Origin of the sequence: Paenibacillus sp. PDC88, from assembly GCF_900106725.1 — a bacterium.
In the GTDB taxonomy this organism is placed as follows: Bacteria; Bacillota; Bacilli; order Paenibacillales; family Paenibacillaceae; genus Paenibacillus; species Paenibacillus shunpengii.
In genome coordinates this window covers 1,102,332-1,127,563 of record NZ_FNNT01000001.1, presented here as the reverse complement: position 1 = coordinate 1,127,563, position 25,232 = coordinate 1,102,332, and the positions used below count along the sequence as shown (strand labels likewise).

The following is a 25,232-nucleotide window of genomic DNA, read 5'->3' as shown; positions in this document are numbered from 1 at the left end:
ATGAGGTGAGAGGGATGAAACAACCAACATTTTTGCTTGCACCCGATTCTTTCAAAGAAAGCATGACGGCAAAGGAAGTCTGTGTAGCAATGGAGGCTGGTTTGCGTAAAGCATTTCCAGAAGCGACTTATATACATGTTCCTATGGCAGACGGTGGGGAAGGAACGGTTCAATCTCTCGTTGATGCAACAGGGGGTAAAATTGTTGAAAAAGAGGTGCTAGGCCCGCTTGGCCAGGCTGTTACTGCCAAATACGGAATCATGGGGGATGGTGTGACCGCTGCGATTGAGATGGCTTCTGCGAGTGGAATTCATCTTGTGACCAAGGAAACAAAGAATCCTCTGATTACAACAACCTATGGAACAGGTGAACTGATTAAGGAATGTCTGGATCAAGGCATCAAGAAGATCATTATTGGTATTGGCGGCAGTGCAACCAATGATGGCGGTGCAGGTATGGCAGAGGCACTTGGTGTGAAGTTTCTGGATACGGAGGGGCACACACTGCCGCGCGGCGGAGGAAGTCTTGGTGAGCTTGCCAAGATCGATATAAGTGAGCTTGATGCCCGCCTTGCAGATGTAGAGATCATCGTGGCTTGTGATGTGACAAATCCACTGTGTGGAGAAACGGGAGCCTCTCATGTCTTTGGACCGCAAAAAGGAGCAACACCTGAAATGGTACTCACACTCGATGCGAATCTTGCGAATTATGCAGCTGTGGTCAAAGAACAGCTCGGCAAAGATATTCGTGATATCCCTGGTGCAGGAGCAGCAGGCGGTCTTGGAGCAGGATTGCTTATCTTTACCCAGGCAACCCTGCAGCGTGGCATCGATATCGTGATTGAGTACACGGGGCTTCGCAGCAAGCTGGCATTGGCGGATTACTGTTTCACCGGAGAAGGCGGTATGGACTTCCAGACCAAATTTGGCAAGACACCATATGGTGTTGCGAAGGCGGCCAAGCTGGAAGGTAAGAAAGTGATTGCACTGGCAGGGTATATCGGCGAAGGTGTTGAGGTGTTGTACGAAGAAGGAATTGACGCAATCTTTGGCATCGTGCCAGGCGCTTCAGACATTGAGAAGCTGTTAGCTGAAGGACCTCAAAATGTGAAGAGAACCTGTGAGAACATTGGTCGGATCTTGAAGCTGGCTTGAGCAATAATCCTGATTGACAAGCAGGATAAGGGCAAGGACTAGAGCAAGAGAATATGAGGCAATGGGCTGCACAGATTCGAACTCTGTTATGAAATAAGCAGCTGCCGTAACCCGGCAGCTGCTTATTTCTGTGGAAAGGTTCTTCAATCACCGAAATGCTCCTCTGCAGCAATTCGCTGGGAATGGATACGAAACTCGCTTGGCGTAATGCCTGTCCATCGCTTGAACTGACGGCTGAAATGCGCGTTGGTCTTGTATCCAAGCATCATCGCAATATGGTCAATATTCAAGTCTGTTTGTTTTAACAGCCGCTGAGCTTCGTTCAGAAGTGTTTCTGACAGAAACCTGCGCGGGGCTGTACCGTATACCTCCCGAAAGATCCGGTTGATCTGTGAAGGGCTAATCTTCAGCGACTTGGCGATGTCTTGGATCCAGGTTCGTTCGCTTTCCCGAACGTCACCATGAAGGTGGATATATCTTACGGAGTCCTCAATGTGCTCGGCAATTTGGTGGGCAATGGTCTCTTTTCTGGATAAGGTAACGGATACATTCTGGGATAACTGGCCAACCAGGGAGCCGAGCAGTTCGAATACGGCGGCATGAACCTTCATCTGTTTGGAGGAAGACAACGGCATGGATAAGTGCTCTCTGGCCAGTTCATACAAGGTACACAGTGAAGAGGACAATCCTAAAGTGAGGCTCGAATTTGCCGGATAATAAATGTCCTTGCAGCGGTTGAGTTCTCTGCAGAAAGAGGTATCGTGTACGCTGAAATGAACGGAGAAGTATGTGAAACCCTGCGGTCCGGCACCAGTGCAGGAGTGAGTCATACCCGGACGGATAAACAGAAGGTCTCCAATGGATTGACTGTACGACTGACCGTTGACCACCATGTTCATCTCACCGTCGAGCATCCAGTGAATTTCATACATGGAATGCTCATGAGACGGATACGTCCATTTGGAATCTACTTGTCTTGCATGCAGTCCCAACAATTGAAAAGACATGCGAACATCAGGCAGACGGCCTAAATATACGGCTTCTGAAATTTTGGTCACAGCTACCTCCTTGTAATGCTCTGTATTCCAAATGCGGATAGATTTATCTTAACAGAAAAATAATGCGTGAAAAGGATAAGTTGCCGGAGTGATTAGTATATCGTCATGAATCATCTCTGGTGTTAAGGTAGTGTTATCAACCCGGTAGGGAGATTGGGGGCAAGCTGTAATGAGAATTATTCGATTTTTGGATGGACAACAGAAGTGGTTGGCAGCCGTTACGGATGATGAAAAAGCGTATCGTTTGCCGCAAGCAGATTTTATGACTTTAATTTATCAGGCAAAGGAGAAAGATGTTACTCCGGTTCAATTGATTGAAAGCGCTCTTATACCGTTGAACAAGCTGACCGATGATTGGACTTCTCTGCACCTGACCACACCAGTGGAAGCTCCGGAAGTGTGGGCAGCGGGTGTTACTTATCAGCGGAGCCGGGAAGCGCGGAATTATGAAGCTACAGATGGAAAGTTGGATGCGGAAACTTTTTACGATAAGGTCTATGACGCAGAGAGACCGGAGATTTTTTTTAAATCTACAGCAGCCAGGACTATTGGACCGAATGAGGCTGTCACGCTACGCAGCGATTCTACTTGGCAGATCCCGGAGCCTGAGCTTGGATTGGTGCTTGCCGCAGATGGCAGCATTGTGGGATACATCGCCGGAAATGACATGAGCTGCCGCGATATCGAGGGGGAAAACCCGTTGTATCTGCCACAAGCCAAAATATGGCGCAATTCCTGTTCCATAGGTCCTGCTATTCGACTGGCAGAAACGGTCAAGAATCCATATGAATTCAGCATCGTCTGCCAGATCTATCGCGATGAAGTAGTGGTTGTTAAAAGTGAAGCGAGTACGAGTGAATTAAACCGTAAGCTGGATGAACTGGTTTCCTTTTTGGCAAGGGATAACGATTTGTATGACGGTACGGTACTTTTGACAGGCACTAACATCGTGCCTCCGAATGATTTCACCCTTGAACCAGGAGACCGCATTGAAATATCCATAAGTGATATCGGGACACTAATCAATCCTGTCATTTCAAACTAGTTTAGAAGGAGGGTGAATGCGATGAGCGCATTTCAGTTAGAGCAGACCTATAACAATTTTATTAACGGGGAATGGGTGAAACCAACATCCGGAATGACGGAACCGAGCATTAATCCGGCGAATCGAAAAGAAATTGTGGGTTATGTGCCCGCCTCGGGTGTAGAGGACCTGAACAATGCAGTCACATCCGCAAAAGAAGCAGCAAAGGCCTGGCGGAACTTAACGGGTGCGGAACGGGGAAATTATCTTTTCCAAGCCGCAAATGTGCTGGAACGCCGGGCCGACGAGGTGGCGGAAGCCATGACCAGAGAAATGGGGAAGACATTCCCGGAAGCCAAGGGAGAAACGATGCGCGGCGTCGCCATTTTGAGATATTACGCAGGGGAAGGCATGCGCAAAACGGGTGATGTGATTCCCTCAACAGATAGGGAGGCACTAATGTTCACGACCCGTGTGCCGCTTGGCGTAGTCGGTGTAATTGCACCTTGGAACTTTCCGGTGGCTATTCCCATCTGGAAAACAGCACCGGCATTGATCTATGGCAACACCGTTGTATTGAAGCCAGCTCAGGAAACGGCGGTTACAGCAGCCAAGGTTTTGGAATGTTTTGAGGAAGCCGGCATCCCAGCTGGTGTTCTCAATCTCGTGAGCGGAAAAGGCTCGGTAATCGGCTCTGCACTTGCTGAGCACCCCGATGTAAATGGAATAACGTTTACAGGGTCCAATGAAGTTGGGAAGCGGGTCGGTGCCGCTGCACTTGCTCGCGGAGCCAAGTATCAGCTTGAGATGGGTGGCAAAAACCCGATTATCATCGCGGCAGACGCTGATTTGGATTTGGCTGTTGAGGCCACCATCAGCGGCGGCTTGAAATCAACCGGCCAAAAATGCACAGCCACTAGTAAGGTCATTATTGAACGAAAAGTATACGATGCCTTTAAAGAAAAACTTCTGTCACAAATCCAGGAAATCCGTTTGGGGGACGGCATGTCTTCAGGAAGCTGGATGGGGCCATGTGCTAGTGAAGGTCAGCTTAATACCGTGCTTGGTTACATTCAAAAAGGGCAGGATGAAGGTGCCGTTCTGCTCGCTGGAGGAAAAAGACCGGACAATCCTGAGCTCGCAGAAGGATTTTATGTACAGCCGACGGTATTTGAAGGTGTCGAACCGCACATGTCCATTGCCCGGGAAGAAATATTCGGACCGGTCCTGGCCTTGATTCCGGTGGATTCCTTGGAAGAGGCCATCGCGCTCGCAAATGACAGCGATTATGGTTTGAGTGCTTCAATCTATACACAAAACGTCGGGGCCATGCTCTCCTTCATCCGGGATATGGATGCCGGACTCGTAAGAATTAATGCGGAAACTGCTGGCGTAGAACTGCAGGCACCGTTCGGTGGAATGAAGATGTCAAGCTCGCATTCCAGAGAACAGGGGCAAGCGGCAATCGAGTTTTTTACGGCGATCAAAACAGTCTTTGTGAAGTCATAAACTGTGGGAGGCTACCATGTACGAACAGATTGTGTCGATTATGGGGGAAAAGGAGTCAAGCAGCTATGATATTATAGCGCATGCTCCAGGCGCAACAGGACGTCTGCCTTTAACCGATGATTTGCTGCGGAACGCTCCAAGCGGCGACTTGTTCGGCATGTCTCAGAATGTCGGAATGGGCTGGAAGCCTGGAGAATTGAACGGAAAACAGTTTCTAATCTTAAGTACACAGGGCGGTATCCGTAATGAAGATGGTAGTCCCGCAGCTCTTGGCTACCATACAGGACACTGGGAAGTCGGTTTACTGATGAAAGCTGCCGCAGAAGAAATATCAAGCCACGGAGGAATCCCGTTTGCTGGCTATGTCAGCGACCCATGCGACGGAAGGTCTCAAGGAACAACCGGCATGTTCGACTCACTGCCATACCGAAACGATGCCGCGATGGTATTCCGCAGATTGATTCGATCCCTGCCCACGCGAAAAGGCGTGCTCGGTGTTGCAACTTGTGATAAAGGGCTGCCTGCCATGATGCTTGCACTTGCAGGTATGCCGCAGCTGCCCGGAGTTATTGTTCCCGGCGGCGTTACGCTTCCGCCTACCGATGGGGAGGATGCAGGTAAAATTCAAACCATTGGTGCAAGGTACGCGAATGGAGAGCTCTCTCTTGAAATGGCATCGGAGCTGGGATGCCGGGCATGCGCTACACCCGGCGGCGGCTGTCAGTTTCTGGGGACCGCGGCAACTGCCCAGGTGGTAGCAGAGGCATTGGGCATGACGGTGCCGCATGCCGCTCTGGCACCTTCAGGGCAGCCGATCTGGTTCGAGATGGCGCGCCAATCTTCGCGTGCACTGATCAACATGGAGTCCCAAGGGATCAAGATGGCAGACATTGTTACAGATGCGTCAATTCGCAATGCCATGGCCGTTCATGCCGCGTTCGGCGGATCTACTAACCTGCTTCTTCACATCCCGGCTGCTGCCCATGCAGCGGGTTTAACTGTGCCAACGGTACAGGACTGGATACAGGTGAACAAGAACGTTCCAAGACTGGTTAGTGCTCTGCCGAACGGACCGATCTTTCATCCGACCATACGGGTTTTTCAGGCCGGAGGTGTTCCTGAGGTTATGCTTCACCTTAGACAGCTTGGTCTGCTGGATGAATCTGTACTTACAGTAACAGGTGCATCACTGGATGAAGTGCTGGATTGGTGGGAATCGTCGGAACGTCGTCATCTCATACGCAAGCAATTGGAAGAGAAAGACGGCATTGATCCGGACAGTGTGATCATGAGCAGAGAGCACTCGCAGCGTCTTGGGATTTCTTCGACGGTGACCTTTCCAACCGGAAATATCGCGCCAGAAGGCTCTGTCATCAAATCCACATCCATTGATCCTGATGTGCTGGATGAGCATGGCGTGTACCGGCATCGTGGACGGGCAAAGGTATTTACAACTGAACGCGAGGCAATCCGTGCCATTAAGACTGGCGGGGTTCTGGCTGGCGACGTTGTTGTACTGCTCGGTCGTGGACCTTCAGGAACCGGGATGGAGGAAACGTATCAGCTTACCTCTGCGCTCAAGCATTTGTCTTTTGGGAAGTATGTTTCCCTCATCACTGATGCTCGCTTCTCGGGGGTTTCAACCGGAGCATGTATCGGCCATGTTGGGCCCGAAGCGCTGGCAGGAGGGCCCATAGGCAAACTCCGGAACGGCGACTTGATTGACATCGTTGTGGATCGGGGCAAGCTGGAGGGCAGCGTGAACTTCATTGGAGAAGGAGATACGGAGTTTTCGCCAGAAGAAGGAGCTTTCATTCTGGCTCTAAGGACCTTTCATCCAGATATGCGTCCTGATGAAAACTTGCCGGATGATACCAGGCTTTGGGCTGCGCTGCAAGCTGTCAGCGGCGGAACATGGAGAGGGAATATATATGATGTAGACCGGATCATAACTGCCCTGGAAGCCGGCAAAAAAGCGCTGGCATGGTGACGCATTTTTATCATTTGTTGTATCTGCCATTATTTGAATACCGGAGGTTGCTTCTATAATGAATATGATTACCAACCCCATTCTTCCCGGTTTCCATCCCGATCCGTCCATATGCAGGGCGGGGGAAGATTATTATATCGCCACTTCCACCTTCGAATGGTTCCCGGGTGTACGTATTCACCATTCCCGGGACCTGATTCATTGGCGGCCGATAACTTCTCCGCTGACCCGTAGCACTCAGCTGAACATGGAAGGGAACATTAATTCCGGAGGGGTATGGGCGCCATGCCTTAGCTACGACAACGGCGTATTTTACCTGATCTACACAGATGTCAAAAGTCGTGTAGGGGCTTTCAAAGATACTCACAATTACCTTGTGACCGCAACAGATATCGAAGGGCCATGGTCCGAACCGGTATTTCTGAACAGCAGCGGCTTCGATCCTTCCTTGTTTCACGATGAAGATGGTCGCAAGTGGCTGGTTAACATGATCTGGGATCACCGGAAGGGCAAAAATCGGTTTGCAGGCGTCGTGCTGCAGGAATATTCTGTTCAGGAGCAAAAACTGATCGGACCTGCCATTAACATTTTTAAGGGAACAGAACTGGGGCTGACAGAAGCGCCTCATCTATATAAATACCAAGACTATTATTACTTGATTACGGCTGAAGGCGGTACGGGTTATGAACATGCCGTTACGGTAGCACGCTCTCGTTCCCTGCAAGGTCCTTATGAAGTTGATCCGGGGAATCCAATTCTTACATCATACGGCAGGCCGGAGTTGACTCTGCAGAAGGCTGGTCACGGCAGTCTTGTCGAAACTCACATGGGTGAATGGTATATGGCTCATCTGGTCGGAAGGCCAGTTCAGGAGAAATTTTGCATCCTTGGACGTGAGACTGCTCTTCAACCGTGTACGTGGAGCGATGAAGGCTGGCTGAAGCTGTCTAACGGTGGTCGGCATCCGGAGGTTTCGGTGCCTGCACCGAAAATCTCGTCAGTTCCATTTGAACCGGCACCGGAAATGGACCATTTCGATCAATCAGAGCTACGTAACGATTGGAATACCCTTCGTATACCACCCGATTCATCTTGGCTCAGCCTGACGGAACGACCCGGTTACTTGCGCTTGCGCGGGATGGAATCCATGAGCTCGACACACAGACAAAGCATGGTCGCCCGGAGGCTTCAGGATTTCAGATGTGAAGTTGAAACCTGCCTAGAATTTGCGCCGGACCATCCGCAGCAAATGGCAGGACTGATTCTGTACTACGATACCAAAGACTACCTCTATCTACGGGTCACCTATCATGAAGAGAAGGGAATGTGCTTGGGAATTCTTCAGTCGAGATACGGAATATACGACGAACTGTTGGAGGATATTCCACTAAAATCAGAGAATCGAATTCGGTTGAAGGTTGTGTATGAGTATGACCGTGCCTGCTTTTACTTTGCATGCGATGATGACTCATCCTGGTATCCAGCAGGTGGATGGCTGGATGTCACACATCTGTCCGATGAATCTCCGGAATACATCCGATTTACAGGAACTTACATTGGTCTCTGTGTGCAGGATCTTGGCGGTACCCGTAAACACGCTGATTTTGATTACTTTTTGTATAAAATAACTAACATCGAAAAGACATAAAAGGATAGGTTCAATTCTGAAGTCCGTAAGCAAGAAACTTAATTTTCGTATATGGAGAAAAGGGACGAAGCAGTGTTCTAAGCTGTTTCGTCCTTTTTGAGCGCTTTATTTCTTGTTTTCCTTGTCATACAGTGCACTCATTCAGATAATGATTTCGGTCTTGGGTCGAAATTTATGGATTTGTACCCAAAAGCAGAAGTTGTACCTTCACCTTGTGCAAATGATAGGTGTATCATTAACAAAACAGTTTTGTAAACGCTTACGAAAGAAGGGGGTACATATGCAGCGCTTATGGTCCAAATTCTCGCCTTTGTTTCGCAGATTCATGATTTCGTATCTTATTGTTCTCATGATTCCTCAAATTGCCGGATATGCCTCCTACAGAACATCCATTGAAGCAGCGAGGACCAGCTCGATTGAGAACAGCCTCAAATCGCTCAACCTGAGCAAGGAAATTATTGAACGAAATCTGATGCTGGTTGAGGATTTCACGAGACAACTGGCCATTAATCAGGATTTAAACCGTCTAATAGCTGATCCCAAGCCGCCTGACGTTAATAATGTCTATGGTTTGAGCCGCATGCAGCGCAGCCTGTCCATGTACAGCAGTACGAATGATTATTTGTCTCGTTTTTTCATCTATATCCCCAACTATAATGTCATTATTACGCCTACGACGGTTTACTACCGACCTGAGCATTATTTTGCTGCCAACCGCCTGGAAGGCATCACGTTTGCAGAGTGGAAAGAGAATGTATTAAAAAAGCCGCATTTAAACGAAATCATTCCCCTACAAATTTATAAGAAGGAGATCCTCAGTGGTGTGTTTGAGGACGCTCCAGCTATCACGTTTCTTCAGTCGATTCCTTTAAACAGCTTCAACAAGCCGCAGGCTACCATTGGCGTCATGATTGATGAGAATCAGATGGCGAGTTTGACTCAACATATTGTGGAGCAATATGGGGGGTGGACATTGGTGACAGATTCGAATGGGGATATTATTTTTTCGCGTGGTATAGATGAAGCAGAGGCTGAAAAATTGAAAGGTATGCCTGCTAACAAGAACGATGAAGTGATGCCAATGGACGACGGACGGCTACTCATTTCCATTCACTCCAATCAAAACGGCTGGAATTACATGGCTGGCATCCCCGAAGGTGCGCTTATGGTCAAGGCCGATCAGATCAAGCGGGTTACCTTAACCTTTACGCTAGCAACACTTGGTATTGGATTATTGATTGGGCTAATGCTGGCTTACCGACACAGCGCACCGATTCATCGGCTTCTGTCGGTGTTCCGGGAACAGGATATAGGGCTGCCCGGAAAGACAAGCAACGAATATGATTTTTTGGCAAGCAATATCACTAGCTTAATTACCAATAACCATGTACTTAAGAATGCATTAAATGAACAGATTCCCATGTTACGGGATGGATTTATCAAACGTCTGCTGACAGGTGAGTTTTACACCATCCCCGAGTTGGAGGCGCTCTCTTCCCAGACCGATATACCTCTTCATACGAGCCGAGGGGTTGTAGGGATTGTGAAGGTAGACGGTTATGGAAGTCCCGATAGCGAAGAAATTATTCAAGAACTAAGCGTCGCGAGGCTTATCGTGCGTGAAGCTTTGACGACATGGAATTCAGAGATCTTGATAACAGACTGGGGTACAGATCAGATTGCTTTTATACAACCGCTTAGTGTTGAACCCTCGGATTTAGCCATGCACACAACGGTTTCCGAACTGAGCAAACAGATGGATGCAGTTTACCGGGAATACCGGGTAGCGACCACTATTGGAATGGGTGCTTCTTATGAGGTGTGGAATGATGTTGGCCGTTCGTTTAACGAGGCAAGGCAAGCATTGGAATATGCCATTCATATGGGAACAGAGCATCTGGTGAGATTCGAGGACACCGTCAAGGAAACCGAATTGTATTACTATCCGATGGAGTCCGAACAGCGTCTGCTCAATACGCTAAAGGCGGGTGAAATGGAAGAATCGGATCGGGTTCTGGATCAGTTGTTCCACCGTAATTTTACCGAGCGGGAGCTGTCTTATGACATGACACAGCAGTTCGTTGTGGAATTGAAGGGAACATTTCTGAAGCTGGAACCGAAGATCATGCTGGACGAAGCGCTTGTCGATGAGTTTAAGAATCGGATTGCGGCTATTCAGGCAACGGACAGTGTTACCGTACTCCGGGACAAGTTTCATCAACTGGCGAAAGACGTCTGCCTGGACATACAACGCAAAAAATCCAATATGCATGCTGAAATTATCAACGAAACGATGGCTTACATTCAGGAACGCTATGCCGATGCTACCTTAACAGTGTATCGCATTGCGGAACAAATGGGGAAACCGGAAAAATATATCTCGCAATTATTCAAGGAGTATACCGGTGAGAACCTTTCCGATTATGTGGAGAAGGTACGAATTAACAAAGCAGCTGAACTGCTGTGTGAGACTGAGCGGACAATCGATGAGATTGCTATGACCACCGGATACAACAGCGCACATTCATTCCGGAGAGCCTTCAAGCGAGTCCGTGGGGTTTTGCCTAGTTCATTCCGGCAAATGGAGAACGAATTGAAATGAAGCTGGCACCATTATGAATATCAATCCAAGAAAAAACATTAAAAAAATTCTTGCGAAAATAAAGCCATATCAGGCTTCTCGGCCTTCTTGTCCTTGAATCGTACCTCATCGAGTAAAGTGTACCTTTACGTGAATAAGGGAACCCTCTTATGATTACAAACAAGAAAGCGCTACCAAAATAAAGAGGGCCTTATTCATAATAGGTTACCTTCTGGGGGGATGACTCTGAGAACCACTATTTCGAATGGCAGAACAGTAGTAAAACAAGGCAGGCGGTCCGCATTGAAACTTGCCTTGTCCAGAAGCTGGAGGAGGCACTGGCAGCTCTACCTGTTGATCATTCCTCCCGTCGCTTACTTCATTATTTTCAAGTATGTGCCTATGGTTAATGCAGTGCTCGCTTTCAAGGATTACAACGTGATTAAGGGGATCTGGGGAAGTCCATGGGTAGGCACCAAATATTTTGAGTTGCTTTTTCAAAACCCTGCGTTCGTTACCCTGATCAAAAACACACTGTATATTTCGTTTTACAGTTTGGTCGTGGGTTTTCCAGTCCCGATACTGCTGGCACTGGCGTTGAACGAAGTCAAGAATGCCAAATTCAAAAAAACGGTACAGATGGTTACTTATGCACCTTACTTTATTTCAACGGTTGTCATGGTATCCATTATCATGCTGTTCCTATCCCCGAGACTCGGCATTGTGAATACGATTGCAGGGATGCTTGGTTTCGAAGCGGTCAATTTTCTTGGAGAGCCTGGGCTGTTCCGTTCCATCTATGTATTTTCTGATGTCTGGCAGAGCATGGGTTATTCCGCAGTCATCTATTTGGCAGCACTCGCAGGTATTGATCCTTCGTTGTACGAGGCAGCCAAGGTTGATGGTGCTAACCGGTTTCAGAAAATGGTGAACATCGATCTGCCTGGTCTGCTGCCAGCGGCAGTCATTATCCTGATTCTGAGCGTTGGTAATATCATGGCCGTCGGATTCGAAAAAATTTATTTGCTGCAAAATCCGTTGAACTTATCGGCTTCCGAGATTATCTCCACCTATGTGTACAAAATGGGTTTACTGAATGCCAATTACAGCTTTGCTACCGCAGTTGGACTCTTTAATTCGCTTATTAACCTGATTCTGTTGTTAACGGTCAATGCTGCCGCCAAGCGCCTGTCCAATACAAGCTTATGGTAATGCGGCATTAGGAAAGGGAGGAATCCGATGAGCAAGTTGCAGTCCCAAGCCGGTTCAGCGGTTAGTCAGAGGAGCACCATCAGAGAATCTTTTGGGGACCGGGTGTTTATAGCCATCATCTACCTCATTCTGACGGTTGTCTTGATTGCAGTGCTCTATCCACTGATCTATATCGTAAGCTCTTCTCTGAGCAGCCCGGCTGCAGTTACATCCGGAAAAGTCTGGCTGTGGCCTGTTGATATGACAATCGACGGCTATAAGTCTGTATTGCGCAACGATCAGGTTATCATGGGTTACGCCAATTCGTTATTTTACACCACAATAGGAACAATCATTAGTGTAGCACTGACCATTATGATTGCTTATCCGCTTTCCAAAAAAACCTTTGTTGGGCGCAGCCCTCTCATGATGTTTATTACATTCACCATGCTATTTTCCGGCGGATTAATTCCAACTTACTTAGTGGTTAAATCCATGGGAATGATCGATACCCGCTGGGCTCTGTTGATTCCTAATGCCATCTGGGTGTGGCAGGTGATTATCGCACGTACTTTTTTTCAGAATTCTATCCCGGATGAGCTGTCCGAGGCAGCCGATATTGACGGATGCAGTGATATCCGTTTCATTTTCAGCGTCATTTTGCCTCTCGCCAAACCCATCGTGGCTGTTTTGTCATTGATGTATGCCGTTGGGCAGTGGAATGCGTATTTTGATGCTCTGATCTATTTAAAAACACAATCGCTCTATCCGCTTCAGTTGATTCTCCGCAGCATTCTGATTCTGAGTAACAGTACGGGAAATATGGATGTAGGAGAGATGGTGAAGCAGCAGCAAATGGCCGAATTGATGAAGTTCTCACTCATTGTGATGGCCAGCTTGCCGGTACTCATCATTTATCCGTTTGTGCAGCGATATTTCGTTCAGGGCATGTTGATTGGCTCCGTCAAGGGCTAGTTCATTACAATTAATTGTAAGGGAGAGGGTCTATTTGAGAAAATCAGGGTCATTCGCACTTGCTTTTATACTGCTCCTGTCTGTGGCACTGGCGGGATGTTCATCCTCAAAGGGCAGCGGAGAAGAGGGGAGCAGCCCTTCATCCGGAGACAACGTGACCATTAACGTGTTCGCGCACCAAAGTTCGGATACCAACCTTCAAACGAACAAGTTTACCAAAAAAATGGAAGAGAAGTTTAACATGAAGATAAACTGGACGACGGTTCCTTTTGACGGTGCAGCTGAAAAGAGACAGATATCATTAGCTTCGGGGGACTACCCGGATCTATATTTTCTCATTCCATGGGTTGACCGTTTCTCTCAAACGGACTTGTTGAAATTTGGACAGCAAGGTGTCATTGTACCGCTCAATGATCTAATTGAGCAATACGCACCGAATATCAAAAAGGTACTGGACAGCAATGAGTATTATAAAGCAATGAATACAGCACCGGACGGCAATATTTACGGACTGACGGGCTTGAATGAATGCTTCCACTGCTCATATCCGAACAAAATGTGGATGAATACGAAATGGCTAGAGCAGCTGGGCTTATCCGAGCCTACAACGACGGAAGAATTTAAGGAAGTGCTAAAAGCATTCAAAACCAAGGACCCGAACGGCAATGGCAAAGCGGATGAAGTGCCTCTGAGCGGTTCCATTGAAAATTTCGGCGTTCACATCATTCCCTATTTGATGAACGGGTTTATCTACGACGATGACAGAACCTATCTCATTGCAAAGGATGGCCGGGTTGATACGGTTGCGAACAAAACGGAGTGGAAGGAAGGACTGGCCTATATCAAGTCGCTATACGATGAAGGTTTGATTGACCCCGGTGCGTTCACTCAAAATGTTGGGGCCTTTAAAAAAATTGGAGATAATGCGGATGCGCAGCTTCTTGGCGCAGGTGCTGCCATGCATCCATCTCTTTTTGTAAATACGGCTGAGGGTGCTCCCTATGGAAAGGATTATAATCCGATTCCTCCTTTGAAAGGGCCGCATGCCAATTATGCGTCCTACAACTATCCAATTGACCCTGGAGCATCGTTTGTACTCACGAACAAGGCAAGTGAAGAGACACAGATTGCAGCCATAAAAATGCTGGATTATCTCTATACACAAGAGGGAGCCATGAGTGCATATTTGGGTGAGGAGGGCACCAGCTGGCGCAAGCCGGAGGAAGGCGATGTGGCCCTTAATGATCAGGTAGAGCCGCTTTACAAAGCCATTCCCCTCTCCACAGGAGAGGAGCCTCGTAATGACAGCTGGGGTGCACTGAGTCAGTATAATCACCACAGAGCATATCGGGATGCCGAAGTACAAGGCAAGGACATCTATGCAGGTGACGGTTATGAGCGCCGACTTTATGAGGCAACACTCCTAATGGAAGGAAAAGAACCCGAGGAAGTTTTTCCGCATTGGGCACTATGGGTCGATCCGGCAAATGCGGACGAAACAAGCATGATGCAGACGAACCTCAAGGATTATATTGACCAGAATGCCCTGCAATTCATTACAGGAGCAAAGAGTCTGGAAAAGGATTGGGACGATTACGTAAAAGGGCTGGAAGGCCTCAACATCAAGCGTTATCTGGAAATTATGCAGGCAGCGTATGATACTTCATCCATTTCCAAGTAGGGAGAAAGGGGAGGTTTATACCCATCCTGGGCGGCACTTTCATCCATTATTATCAAACACGGGCCGGTTCGCATTTTTGCGAATCAGGTCCTTAATCTTTTATGGCAGACAGCCACCCACCATTGATTTTTATCGAAGAAACTCTCCCAATATATGATCTTTTCGATTCCATATCATGAAAGAGTATGGATCTGCATGAATACGTTATTTTTATTCTTTGTTACGATGTTATTATGAGATTAATCTCTTATCATTCATTGAAATTCATAGTGGAGGTTCAGAATGAAAGAATCGAATCGGAACAATCATCGCATGTGGTACAGCAAACCGGCAGAGATATGGAACGAGGCCTTGCCAATCGGAAACGGTCGGCTTGGGGCAATGATATTTGGAGGCGTAGCGGAGGAGCGTTTGAAGTTAAATGAAGACTCGATGTGGTATGGGGGGCCCCGGGATCGGAATAACGAAGATGCACTGCCCAATCTGCCCCATATCCGCAAGTTAATCATGGAAGGGAAACTCCAAGAGGCTGAAGAGATGGCCAGCATGACGATGGCCGGGCTTCCTGAAGCCCAGAGACATTATGTGCCACTTGGTGAGCTGCAGTTATCATTCGGCAATCATGATGGTCCTGTTGAGGACTATGTACGTGAGCTGGATTTGAACCGGGGCATCTCCAAGGTTAGCTATAACGTTAATGGTGTCCGTTATACTCGTGAGCTGTTTGCCAGCCATCCGGATCAAGCCATCATCATCCGAATCTCAACAGACAAGAAGAATGCCTTGTCCATGAAAGCCCGATTCAATCGTCAGAATTGGAGATACCTGGAGAAAACCAAAAAGTGGGAGCAGAATGGACTCATTATGCGTGGTGAATGCGGTGGTAAAGACGGCAGTTCCTTCGCAGCTGTGTTGAAAGCGATACCAGATGGAGGTACCTGTCAGCTCCTTGGCGAGTATTTGCTACTCAAGGATGCGAGCTCGGTCACACTGCTGCTTGCTGCGGAAACGACTTTCCGCCAGGAAGATCCGGAATTATACACTAAACTTCGTATGGAAGAGCTCAGCCGAATTCCTTATGAAACACTGCTTGTACGGCATACATCGGATTATAATGAACTGTTCAGCAGGGTTTCGTTGAACCTGTCCAAAAGTTCTGATCGTCATGATGGTCCGACGGATGAGAGATTACAACAGTTCCAAAGGGGAGAAGAAGACCCCGAATTGATCGAAACCTATTTTCAGTTTGGTCGTTATTTGCTAATATCCTCAAGCCGGCCAGGTTCCCTGCCTGCTAATCTTCAAGGAATATGGAATGACAGTTTCACTCCGCCTTGGGACAGCAAATTTACGATCAACATTAATGCCCAAATGAACTACTGGCTCGCCGAAAACTGCAATCTAGCCGAGTGCCATGAGCCTTTGTTCGATCTGATTGAGCGAATGCGGGAGCCTGGCCGAATTACGGCACAAAAGATGTATGACTGCCGGGGGTTTACCGCACATCATAATACGGATATTTGGGCAGACACGGCCCCTCAGGATACCTACCTGCCAGCTTCCTTCTGGCCGATGGGCGCTGCTTGGTTATGCCTGCATTTATGGGAGCATTATCGCTATAGTCAGGATCTCAATTTTCTGGAAGAAGCATACGAAACCATGAAGGAATCTGCGCAATTTCTTCTTGACTATCTGATTGAGGATGCGGATGGCCGTCTGATTACCTGTCCCTCCGTTTCTCCAGAGAACAGTTACAAGCTGCCAAGTGGTGAGGTGGGGATTCTATGCGTTGGCGCTTCGATGGATTTTCAGATTATTGAAGCTCTGTTCACTGCTTGCATTCAAAGTGCCGAGTTGATCGGAAGGGACCATACATTCAGGGAAGAACTTGCTGCTGCTCTGAAGCGAATTCCCAAGACTCAAATCGGCAAATACGGACAAATCCAGGAATGGATGGAGGATTACGAAGAAGTGGAACCGGGACACCGGCACATCTCACATCTATTTGGTTTGTACCCTGGAGAAAGCTTCACTCCAGAATACACGCCGGAACTTGCAAAAGCCGCACGTACAACGCTCGAACGTAGATTGGAGAATGGTGGGGGGCATACCGGATGGAGCCGGGCCTGGATCATTCACTTTTGGGCAAGACTTCAGGATGGGCAGAAGGCTTATGAAAATGTAAGAGCTCTCCTGGAGAACTCCACGTTGCCCAATCTTTTTGACAATCATCCTCCGTTTCAGATTGACGGCAACTTCGGGGGATCCTCTGGCATTGCTGAGATGTTATTGCAGAGCCACACCGATGTGATCCGGCTTCTGCCTGCCTTACCAGACAATTGGTGTGAAGGAAGTGTAGAGGGGCTCAGGGCTCGTGGCGGATATACCATTGGATTTTCCTGGGCGAAATCGAAAATTACTGAAGTCACCGTAAGAAGTTCAATTGCTGGGCTTTGTCAGTTGGAAGGTCCTGGCCTAAAGCCAATTTCATTCAACACAGAAGCTGGCGCAACGTATACGTTTACACCGAGTTCGTCAGAGACGTTGTCACAAACTCAATGATCAATTAATAAATCGATCTCCTTCATGAGATTTAATCTAATGTGACAGAAAAACAAACAATAGAGGCAGTCCGTAGCGATGGTATTCGCGGGTCTGCCTCGTTTTGCTATAAGTTATAGGTTGTAGTCAATACCTTGGGAAATGCGTATAAGAGTTTATATCGCTATGGAGCTCCAGCTTTGGTTGGAATATGTAAGGATCACGCCCGTGACTAAATCTGTACGCCAATAATGCAGAATACAGCTATTTATACAGCGCAAGTAGTCCATAAGTTAGTTCAAACAGATCAAACGTGTTTCGTGGGTCCTTGCCTGTTAGATCGTAAATCCGTTTGAGCCGGTATTGAAGTGTATTCCGGTGAATGCTCAGCTCTGCGGAAGTGTCGGATACACTGCAATTGTTATTGATGTATACTCTCAGGGTATCGAGCAGATCCACGGACTCTTTATCCTCCAACTTGGTGATGAGATGCTCGGAGCCGTTAAGCACTGTCTCGCTTAATTTCACAAGGAACTCGATCTGATCATACAGAATAATTCGTTCGGGGAGATGCAGGGCCCGGGCTGTCCTCATCGCAGACTTGGCCTGATCATAGCTGTCAGCAATATGGATTTCATGACGCGAAACACTGATCTTAAGCAGGGGCTGACTTTGCAGCAGCTGCTTGATTACCTTCTTGATCTCCTTGACATCCTGCATGAGAACGATGCATATATCTTCCTCGATAATAAATGAAGGATATATAAGAAGAATATTGGAAATTTCAGCATTCATCCCAGAATGATGGATGTAGAGAATTGTTGTCGGTAATAACAGGTCAATGTTGTAGGCGAGCGCTTTTTTTTGCAGCTTCTGTGAGTAAATCCCTTGATGATTTAGCAGGACCTCTAGAAATGCCTTCTTACGATTAGCTTCATTTTGCATCGATTCTAGTGCCATCCCTTGCTCTATTAGAAGCACCACGGTTGTTCTTACAATGCTGCAGAAGGGACGTACCTCCTCCGGGCTGCCCGAGATCCCGATAACGCCTACGCGGACTTGATTAATAACGATGGGTTCATTCGTGCCCTTTTTTTCATAACGCTGATCCTCCCATACCTCTACCATTTTTCCGCTCTCAAGCGCTTTAATGGCTCCACGATGCTCTGTGCCAATACGGCTTGGATTCCCGCTGCCTATAATAATGCCTTTATCATTCATAATGTTGATATTGTACGGAATGTCCTTCATCATGCGGTTCACAATATCTTGTGCTAATGCTTCGGATAATTGGTACATTACTTCCCTCTCCAGTGTGTTCATTCTCAGAGTAACGGCTGTCTAAACTATCTATTTAAAAGTATAACTTATTTTGTGCAGATGAACGAAGCTTTATGAGAAGAACATGTAAATAGAGGGGGAAGGGATCTCATCCCTTTTTAAATAAAATATGGAAATAATATCTTCGTCAATGGTAACATGGTGGAAAGCTGCTGTAACTTGATCATGTAAAGGAGCTGCTATTCATGCCGCAATTATCGTCAGAGGAGCTGTATGCAGGTTCGCTTCATCACATCATGAAACCACTTCGTCCGTTAATAGAACAAGCCAATCTAAACGGAGTACGCGTAACAGTCAGTGTGGCTGATCTAAGCGTTACCGCTGGTAACTTAGGGTTCTCGATCGGATCAGAAGAGCGGTACAGATCAGCAAGCACGATCAAACTGGCGATTGCCTGTGCACTGCTGCAAATGGTTGATCGAGGTGAAGTTCGTCTTGAAGATCAGGCTGTCGTGAGGGATAAGGATGTAGTAGGAGGCTCGGGATCGCTTCAGCTGGAAGTTATGCCCCTTAGTATTAACATAGGAAGGCTGGCAAAACTCATGATCGCGCAGTCGGATAATACGGCAACGAATGTCCTGATTGATATGATTGGCTTTGAGCGGGTAAGAGCTATGCTGGAAGGACTTGGGATACACCAGACGCAGCTTGCACGCAAGATGTTTGCACCTGTTCAGTCCCCGGAGCTGGACAATTATGCGGATGCCCGAGAGCTCACATATTTACTCAAGCTTGTATATCAAGGGGAGGTGCTCTCTGAATATTCTCGACGGCTGCTGCTTCTATGGATGTCCAGGCAAGAGGTGAATACGAAATTTGGCGCTGTGCTTGGTGACATGCTGATCGCACACAAGACAGGAGAAGCGAGTAATGTTACACATGATGCAGGTTACTTCTTGATACCAGGTAGAGAGCTTGCCGTGGCAGTGATGACAGAGGTTATGACAACGGAAATATATGAAGAAGCTCAGCGTATCGGCAATCCCGTGATTCAAAGAATAGCCAAGATCATCTATGATCAGCTGCTGAGAGACTATTAAGAATGGAATTACTGAAATAGATTCTGTGATGATGGATCAAGTGAGAGGTGTTTGAACTGGAACTGCAGGCTGTATTTATAGATCGAGATGGAACCATTGGGGGGACGGGGCACTTTATCCATCCGCGCGATTTTGTGTTGTATGACGGAGCGCTTGATGCTATCCATTTGCTAAAGGGAAAGGGAATCAAGGTGTTTGCGTTTACGAACCAGCATCGAATATCGAAGCAGCAAGCAAGTGAAGAAGAGTTCAGAGAGCAGTTTCTATCGTATGGGTTTGATGATGCATTTATCTGTCCGCATGGAAGTACGGAGATTTGTAATTGCAGGAAGCCGAAGCCCGGCATGCTGCATACGGCTGCAGCAGTATATGACCTCGATCTAGCAAAGTGCGCTGTCATTGGTGACGTCGGCGATACGGATATACTAGCAGCACATGCGGTTAGGGCACTGAAAGTGCTTGTCAAGACAGGGTGGGGAATGGGATCACTAACCGACTATCGATCAAGCTGGGCGGAGGTTGTACCGGATTATATAGCGGAGAACCTGCTGGATGCGGTGAATTGGCTGCTATTTCGAAGGCTGTAAAAGGAGAGGTGAGAGAGAGTGGAGGAGGTTTTTCTCGTGGAGCCTTCGTACGAATATCGGGAAGAGTATCTCGATATGATCCTCGAATGGACAGAGGCCGGAGAGCGAATGATTCCTTTTGTGCTGAGATACGATCCTTCTGATTTTGACTGTTTTTTAGCTAAGTTAAGCGAGTTAGAAAATGGGAGCCAACTGGACCATTTAACGGTGAACAGCAGCACTTTTTGGCTTGTAAGATCAGATCGTAAAGTGCTAGGTGCTGTAAATATTCGCCATGAACTGAATGACTTTCTATTAGGGCGTGGCGGACATATTGGGTATGGCATCAGACCAAGTGAGCGAAAAAAAGGATACGCAGCAATGCTCCTTTCACTCGCGCTTGAACAAGCCAAAACACTAGGTATCCGTAATGTACTGGTTACTTGTGATAAAGACAACATCGCTTCGGCTAAGACAATCATTTCGAATGGGGGAGTCCTTGAGTCAGAAGTCATCATCGAGGGAATTCAAATTCAAAGGTACTGGATTGAGAACGAAGGCTGTGAGCAGGAGTGATCGTACATGGAATTGGTATTTATACGACATGCTCAAGGAGAGCATACGTTGAACTGGCCCAACCAGCTGCATATGCAGCATCCTGCTTTAACAGAGAGTGGGAACCAGCAAGCAGAACAATTACGCCATCTGTATCCGCTAGTATCTGGTGATGTGGTCGTAACAAGTCCTGCAAGAAGAACCATAGAAACGGTAAATATATGGAGCAAGGACATCTCGATACAGAAATATGTTACGCCGCTTCTCGGACCAAGAATGTTTCCGCAAAATCCAGCATGGGAGCCCCTTGGCTGCGACAAGATTTATACTTTGGAAGAGATATCTGCTGACTATCCTGATTATACAGTTGTGCCGTCCGAGCAGGAGCTATGGAAGGAAGGAATTAATACACTCTCCAATGAGCAATTTGAATTTCAGGCAGATAAATTTTTAAAGTGGATCAGTAGATTTGAAGGCAATGTATATTGCGTCACCCATGATGGTACCATTAACAGCTACCGGCAATTTCTTGGGGAGTCAGGCCTCACGAGAGGAGATTTCTTAAGGGAGATCGGAGTTTACAAAATAAGCATATAAAGGAAGGTGATGGATATGGCTCTTTACTCGGCATTTAGCTTGTTTGGAATACTCATTTACCTGGTTTCTATTGTTGTCGCCATTTACTTGATTGTGCTGTTTGTCAAGCTGGCCAGACGGGGCATACAAGCTTTGGATATTTATATCGACAAGCATCAAGGTTTTAACAACGATCAGGACCATCTTCAATAATTCAAGGGTTTTGCTCTCAAAAAAAGCGATCCTTATCAGTTAACCTGAAAGGATCGCTTTTCATATAAGCTCAGCTTATTTTTTCTTCACAGTGATAGTCCAAGAAGCATCGTCCAGCTGCTCATAGTTGGTAATGGAGTGTCCATCCTCAGCAGCCCAGCGCGGAATGCTCTCCGTCGCTTGTGTACAATCGAAATCAATGACGAGCTCGTCGCCGCTGTTTATCGTTTTAATTGCTTCTTTTGCTTCGATCAGTGGGAATGGACAAACCATTCCGAGAACTTGTAGTTTCTGTTGCATGTTAAATTCCTCCTAAGCAGTTGCAGTTGTTGAAGCGGCGGCACCTGCGCTCGCTTTTTTGCGTGGACGTATGAATACAAAATAGGATGCAGTCCATGTACCCAGAATCATAAAGACCAGAGAAATCCATCCCTGCCATGTCATCATTGCCGTCATGACGAGACCGTTACCGATGGAGCAGCCTCCAGCCCAGCTTGCGCCAAAGCCCATTAGCAGTCCTCCGCCAAAGCTGGTTACAGCTGTCTTCGCATCCGGAGCGCGGAAACGGAACTCCTTGCTTGCCTTCGCAGCAGCAAAGGAACCAACGAAGATACCGAGCACGAGGAATACGCCCCAGTTGATAAATCCGTCATCGCCAGTTACGAGATACTGCAAAATGTTTGCGGAAGGTGTAGTTACACCCAAGCCAAAGTTTCTGCCTGTAGCTGCGCTGAGCGGCCATGCAAGCAGGGCAATGAGTCCGATCAGAATAGCAGTGACAAATGGATGCCAGCGTTTCTCGAACAGTAGATGGGCAAGACCCTTGCGTTTAGGCTTCAATGTTGGAATGAACACTTTAGGCTTGCGCAAATGTCTTACTACCAAGAATACCGTAATGGCTACCAGTAATACAATAAACGGCCATACGGACAGTCCAAACGTTGCCGGAATAGAGTTTGTGGTCGTAGCGACCTCACTTAAGCTGGAGTTAACCGGAGCCAGTGGACCGGATTTCATAATTGCGGCCATCGCCATGTAACCGAACAGGGCAATCCAGCTGCCAATCAGTCCTTCACCTGCACGATACCAAGTGCCTGTCGCACAGCCGCCAGCCAGAATAATGCCAATACCAAAAATAAATGAACCAAGAATGGTGGCTACCCATGAAAATTCCCCAGCATCATATTGAAGGACACCTGTCTGAATTAATGCGAATACCCCGATGCTTTGTACAGATATTGCGATAAGCAGCGCATAGAACATGCGGTTGTCTTTGGCAATGTACATATCTCTGAATCCGCCTGTCAGACAGAACCGGCCGCGCTGCATAACGAATCCCAGCAAGGCGCCGCACAAAAGTCCTGTAATGACCATTTGTAACAACTTGCTCACTCTCCTTATTTTTCATAGCATTCATTCTAAATACTAGTAAACTACTATGCTTTCTTTGTATTCTGATTCTAACACACAAAAGTACAACGTCAACAGTGTATCTCCAACCATATCATCCATAGATTAGAAGTAAAACCATATATAAGTGTGATATATTTTTTAGGAGATGTGTGATTCCAAGGAGGCATGTGTCTATCTAGCAGCAAATCGAGATATAAGCCAATAAGAGGGTGATGAAGTGATCTATAGGGATATGGTGGTATTTAGCGTAAACGTACTGATCAGTTTAGTGCTAGTGCTTCTTGTTGATTTGTTCACTTTTAAATATGAGCCCGGCGGCTCCACTTCAGGAAATGGTAATCCAGGACTATTAATCTTAGTTCCGGCATTGCTGTACTCCATCGGCTTGTTTATATACAGTTTCTTCTTTATGAAGAAGCTATTCGCTTCTGTTCATGATAAATATGTGGCTACGATGAGGGTTCCCATCCTGCTGATCTGTTTTATTCTTATTTTTAGTTTTATGGCATTTATGGAAATTGAAGATTTAAAAACTCAGCTGGGAGGTTTTGCGGATGACCCGGGATCTGTCATTTATCGGTTTGGTTGGCTGAATCAATATACGAATACTGTTTTTTATAACATTTATGTGCTGTTTGTCGGCATGTTTATAACTTCTTTCATAAGCTGGCTTGTTGTAAGAGGTAATTTGATTAAGCAGTCCAAGGACTCATGAATATGTATTCAAATTTCAGGATGACTAAAACAAATCGTTAACGAATGACGTCTAATAGGTATGAATTACTTATGCCTATTCGTTCTAGGCGGAGGAGAGAGTCTCTGAATGAAAGCTTATAGCAGGATTGCGGTTTTATTGTTATATAATTTCTTGCTCACATTACTTACTTATTATTGGCTCCGCTTACTTAGTTGGCTGATTGAAGGATATGTGCCGCCACTGCTGGTTATTGCTTCCTTACTCCTTATGCTGTTCGCGTGGATACCAGCCAATCTATTGCTCATCAGAAAGTTGAAGCTTCGTTTATCCCATGCACTTTTATGGATCGGATTCGTTATCCTCATTCTGCTGTATGAACCGATGATGATGCCTCAGTACAAACAGTCGGTTAATCATCATGCGATGCTTCAATCCTTTGATATCCTGTTATATTTCAAGAAATAAGGAGCTGAACCCAGCATGGTTACTTTGGACACGAGTATCATCATCCGGGCTCCAATAGAGCAATGCTTTGATGCCGCCAGAAATATCCGTCTTCATCCCGTAACGGTATGGAAGCATACCAAAGAAAAGGCTGTGGCAGGCGTTACAGACGGTTTCATTGAATGTGGTCAAACGGTAACCTTTGAGGCCACTCATTTTGGTGTCAGACAAAAATTGACTTCCGAAGTGACAGCCTACAAGCGCCCGATCTATTTTACGGACGAGATGCAATCGGGGGCATTTCGGAGCATGACCCATCAGCATTTTTTCTCATCTATAGACCACGAGTATACCCAAATGAAGGATGTATTAATATTTGAAGCTCATTTTGGAGTATTAGGGAAAATGGCGGAACGCTGGGTACTTGAGTCGTATATGAAGCGATTCTTGGAGCATCGGAATAAACGGCTAAAGGAGTGGCTGGAGAAAGAGGATGCTTATTAAATAGGAGGCATGATATATGATCAGGCTGTGTAGTTCTGTTGAAATGCAGGAAATCTATGAGATTGTTAATGATGCTTCGCGTGCTTATAAAGGAATCATACCCGAGGATTGCTATCACGAGCCTTATATGCCACTGGACGAGCTGCAGAGCGAGATCGAGAGCGGAGTTGTGTTTTGGGGATATGAGCTTGAAGGCAATCTGATTGGTGTCATGGGGATACAAGACCGGGGGGATGTTAGTTTGATCCGGCACGCATACGTCAAGACGAATTCTCGCCAAAAAGGTATCGGTTCCATGCTGCTGACCCACCTGCTTGCGCTTACGAATAAGCCTGTTCTAATAGGCACATGGGCAGATGCTTCATGGGCGATCCGCTTCTACAACAAACACGGGTTTAATAGGGTTTCTCAAGAGGATAAGATGAGATTGCTCAAGACTTATTGGACTGTACCTGACAGGCAAATTGAGACGTCCGTAGTATTGTCCAATGAATAAATGACACCTGTTTTTTGGCACTTGGATAATAATTA

General features: G+C 46.8%; 23 protein-coding genes. 19 read left to right on the top strand and 4 right to left on the bottom strand.

The features are described from left to right. The first annotated feature begins 14 nt into the window (after window positions 1–14). On the top strand, window positions 15–1,154 hold the full coding sequence (locus BLW49_RS05320; RefSeq protein WP_090723506.1) for a glycerate kinase family protein: 1,140 nt from the start codon (window positions 15–17) through the stop codon (window positions 1,152–1,154). A 143-nt stretch (window positions 1,155–1,297) separates the two neighbouring features. On the opposite strand, the gene BLW49_RS05315 is transcribed toward BLW49_RS05320, so the two are convergent. Further along, complete coding sequence (locus BLW49_RS05315; protein WP_090723504.1) at window positions 1,298–2,212, bottom strand: AraC family transcriptional regulator; 915 nt, start codon at window positions 2,210–2,212, stop codon at window positions 1,298–1,300. Window positions 2,213–2,381: 169 nt separating this feature from the next. Here BLW49_RS05315 and BLW49_RS05310 point away from each other — a divergent pair, with 169 nt between their 5' ends. From BLW49_RS05310 to BLW49_RS05270, 9 genes are all read left to right on the top strand, one after another. Continuing rightward, window positions 2,382–3,257 (top strand): fumarylacetoacetate hydrolase family protein, encoded by an 876-nt coding sequence (locus BLW49_RS05310; RefSeq protein WP_076311783.1) that lies wholly within the window; start codon window positions 2,382–2,384, stop codon window positions 3,255–3,257. Between the two features lie 21 nt (window positions 3,258–3,278). Next, window positions 3,279–4,745, top strand: a complete 1,467-nt coding sequence (gene gucD, locus BLW49_RS05305) for an alpha-ketoglutaric semialdehyde dehydrogenase GucD (RefSeq protein ID WP_076311782.1) — start codon at window positions 3,279–3,281, stop codon at window positions 4,743–4,745. A gap of 16 nt (window positions 4,746–4,761) precedes the next feature. After that, complete coding sequence (locus BLW49_RS05300; protein ID WP_076311781.1) at window positions 4,762–6,735, top strand: YjhG/YagF family D-xylonate dehydratase; 1,974 nt, start codon at window positions 4,762–4,764, stop codon at window positions 6,733–6,735. Window positions 6,736–6,793: 58 nt separating this feature from the next. Next, entirely contained in the window at window positions 6,794–8,383 is a 1,590-nt protein-coding gene (locus tag BLW49_RS05295) for a glycoside hydrolase family 43 protein (RefSeq protein WP_090723503.1), read from the top strand. Window positions 8,384–8,663: 280 nt separating this feature from the next. Beyond that, complete coding sequence (locus BLW49_RS05290; RefSeq protein ID WP_090723501.1) at window positions 8,664–10,985, top strand: helix-turn-helix domain-containing protein; 2,322 nt, start codon at window positions 8,664–8,666, stop codon at window positions 10,983–10,985. 219 nt (window positions 10,986–11,204) lie between these two features. Further along, window positions 11,205–12,176, top strand: coding sequence for an ABC transporter permease (locus BLW49_RS05285; protein ID WP_177178648.1), 972 nt, complete (start codon window positions 11,205–11,207; stop codon window positions 12,174–12,176). Between the two features lie 27 nt (window positions 12,177–12,203). Next, the gene (locus BLW49_RS05280; protein ID WP_090723500.1) at window positions 12,204–13,130 is read left to right on the top strand and encodes a carbohydrate ABC transporter permease; all 927 of its coding nucleotides are present in this window, start codon (window positions 12,204–12,206) and stop codon (window positions 13,128–13,130) included. A gap of 34 nt (window positions 13,131–13,164) precedes the next feature. Next, a complete protein-coding gene (locus tag BLW49_RS05275) occupies window positions 13,165–14,811 on the top strand; it encodes an ABC transporter substrate-binding protein (protein WP_090723498.1) in 1,647 nt (548 codons plus the stop codon). Between the two features lie 282 nt (window positions 14,812–15,093). Then, a complete protein-coding gene (locus BLW49_RS05270) occupies window positions 15,094–17,373 on the top strand; it encodes a glycoside hydrolase family 95 protein (protein ID WP_090723496.1) in 2,280 nt (759 codons plus the stop codon). Window positions 17,374–17,616: 243 nt separating this feature from the next. On the opposite strand, the gene BLW49_RS05265 is transcribed toward BLW49_RS05270, so the two are convergent. After that, the gene (locus BLW49_RS05265; protein WP_090723494.1) at window positions 17,617–18,651 is read right to left on the bottom strand and encodes a CdaR family transcriptional regulator; all 1,035 of its coding nucleotides are present in this window, start codon (window positions 18,649–18,651) and stop codon (window positions 17,617–17,619) included. A 227-nt stretch (window positions 18,652–18,878) separates the two neighbouring features. Here BLW49_RS05265 and BLW49_RS05260 point away from each other — a divergent pair, with 227 nt between their 5' ends. From BLW49_RS05260 to BLW49_RS05240, 5 genes are read left to right on the top strand one after another with little or no spacing between them, the layout of a single operon-like run. After that, window positions 18,879–19,733, top strand: coding sequence for a serine hydrolase (locus BLW49_RS05260; RefSeq protein ID WP_076311774.1), 855 nt, complete (start codon window positions 18,879–18,881; stop codon window positions 19,731–19,733). A 47-nt stretch (window positions 19,734–19,780) separates the two neighbouring features. After that, entirely contained in the window at window positions 19,781–20,320 is a 540-nt protein-coding gene (locus BLW49_RS05255; protein WP_083655736.1) for an HAD-IIIA family hydrolase, read from the top strand. Between the two features lie 36 nt (window positions 20,321–20,356). Continuing rightward, entirely contained in the window at window positions 20,357–20,875 is a 519-nt protein-coding gene (locus BLW49_RS05250) for a GNAT family N-acetyltransferase (protein WP_256209580.1), read from the top strand. Between the two features lie 6 nt (window positions 20,876–20,881). Then, window positions 20,882–21,451 carry a histidine phosphatase family protein gene (locus tag BLW49_RS05245; RefSeq protein ID WP_090723493.1) on the top strand — a complete coding sequence of 190 codons (570 nt, stop codon included), beginning with the start codon at window positions 20,882–20,884 and terminating at the stop codon, window positions 21,449–21,451. A 15-nt stretch (window positions 21,452–21,466) separates the two neighbouring features. Continuing rightward, window positions 21,467–21,643 (top strand): hypothetical protein, encoded by a 177-nt coding sequence (locus BLW49_RS05240; RefSeq protein WP_177178647.1) that lies wholly within the window; start codon window positions 21,467–21,469, stop codon window positions 21,641–21,643. Between the two features lie 75 nt (window positions 21,644–21,718). On the opposite strand, the gene BLW49_RS05235 is transcribed toward BLW49_RS05240, so the two are convergent. Both BLW49_RS05235 and BLW49_RS05230 read right to left on the bottom strand, forming a co-directional pair. Beyond that, window positions 21,719–21,943: a sulfurtransferase TusA family protein gene (locus tag BLW49_RS05235; protein WP_047910094.1), complete on the bottom strand. Its 225-nt coding sequence runs from the start codon at window positions 21,941–21,943 to the stop codon at window positions 21,719–21,721. A gap of 12 nt (window positions 21,944–21,955) precedes the next feature. Then, window positions 21,956–23,017 (bottom strand): YeeE/YedE family protein, encoded by a 1,062-nt coding sequence (locus BLW49_RS05230; protein ID WP_047910250.1) that lies wholly within the window; start codon window positions 23,015–23,017, stop codon window positions 21,956–21,958. A 256-nt stretch (window positions 23,018–23,273) separates the two neighbouring features. On the opposite strand from BLW49_RS05230, the gene BLW49_RS05225 reads away from it, so the two are divergent. From BLW49_RS05225 to BLW49_RS05210, 4 genes are all read left to right on the top strand, one after another. Continuing rightward, on the top strand, window positions 23,274–23,771 hold the full coding sequence (locus tag BLW49_RS05225; RefSeq protein ID WP_090723490.1) for a hypothetical protein: 498 nt from the start codon (window positions 23,274–23,276) through the stop codon (window positions 23,769–23,771). 108 nt (window positions 23,772–23,879) lie between these two features. Continuing rightward, entirely contained in the window at window positions 23,880–24,218 is a 339-nt protein-coding gene (locus BLW49_RS05220) for a hypothetical protein (RefSeq protein ID WP_076311771.1), read from the top strand. 15 nt (window positions 24,219–24,233) lie between these two features. Beyond that, window positions 24,234–24,701, top strand: a complete 468-nt coding sequence (locus BLW49_RS05215) for an SRPBCC family protein (RefSeq protein ID WP_090723488.1) — start codon at window positions 24,234–24,236, stop codon at window positions 24,699–24,701. Window positions 24,702–24,717: 16 nt separating this feature from the next. Further along, on the top strand, window positions 24,718–25,197 hold the full coding sequence (locus BLW49_RS05210) for a GNAT family N-acetyltransferase (protein ID WP_047910092.1): 480 nt from the start codon (window positions 24,718–24,720) through the stop codon (window positions 25,195–25,197). The last annotated feature ends 35 nt before the right edge of the window (window positions 25,198–25,232 follow it).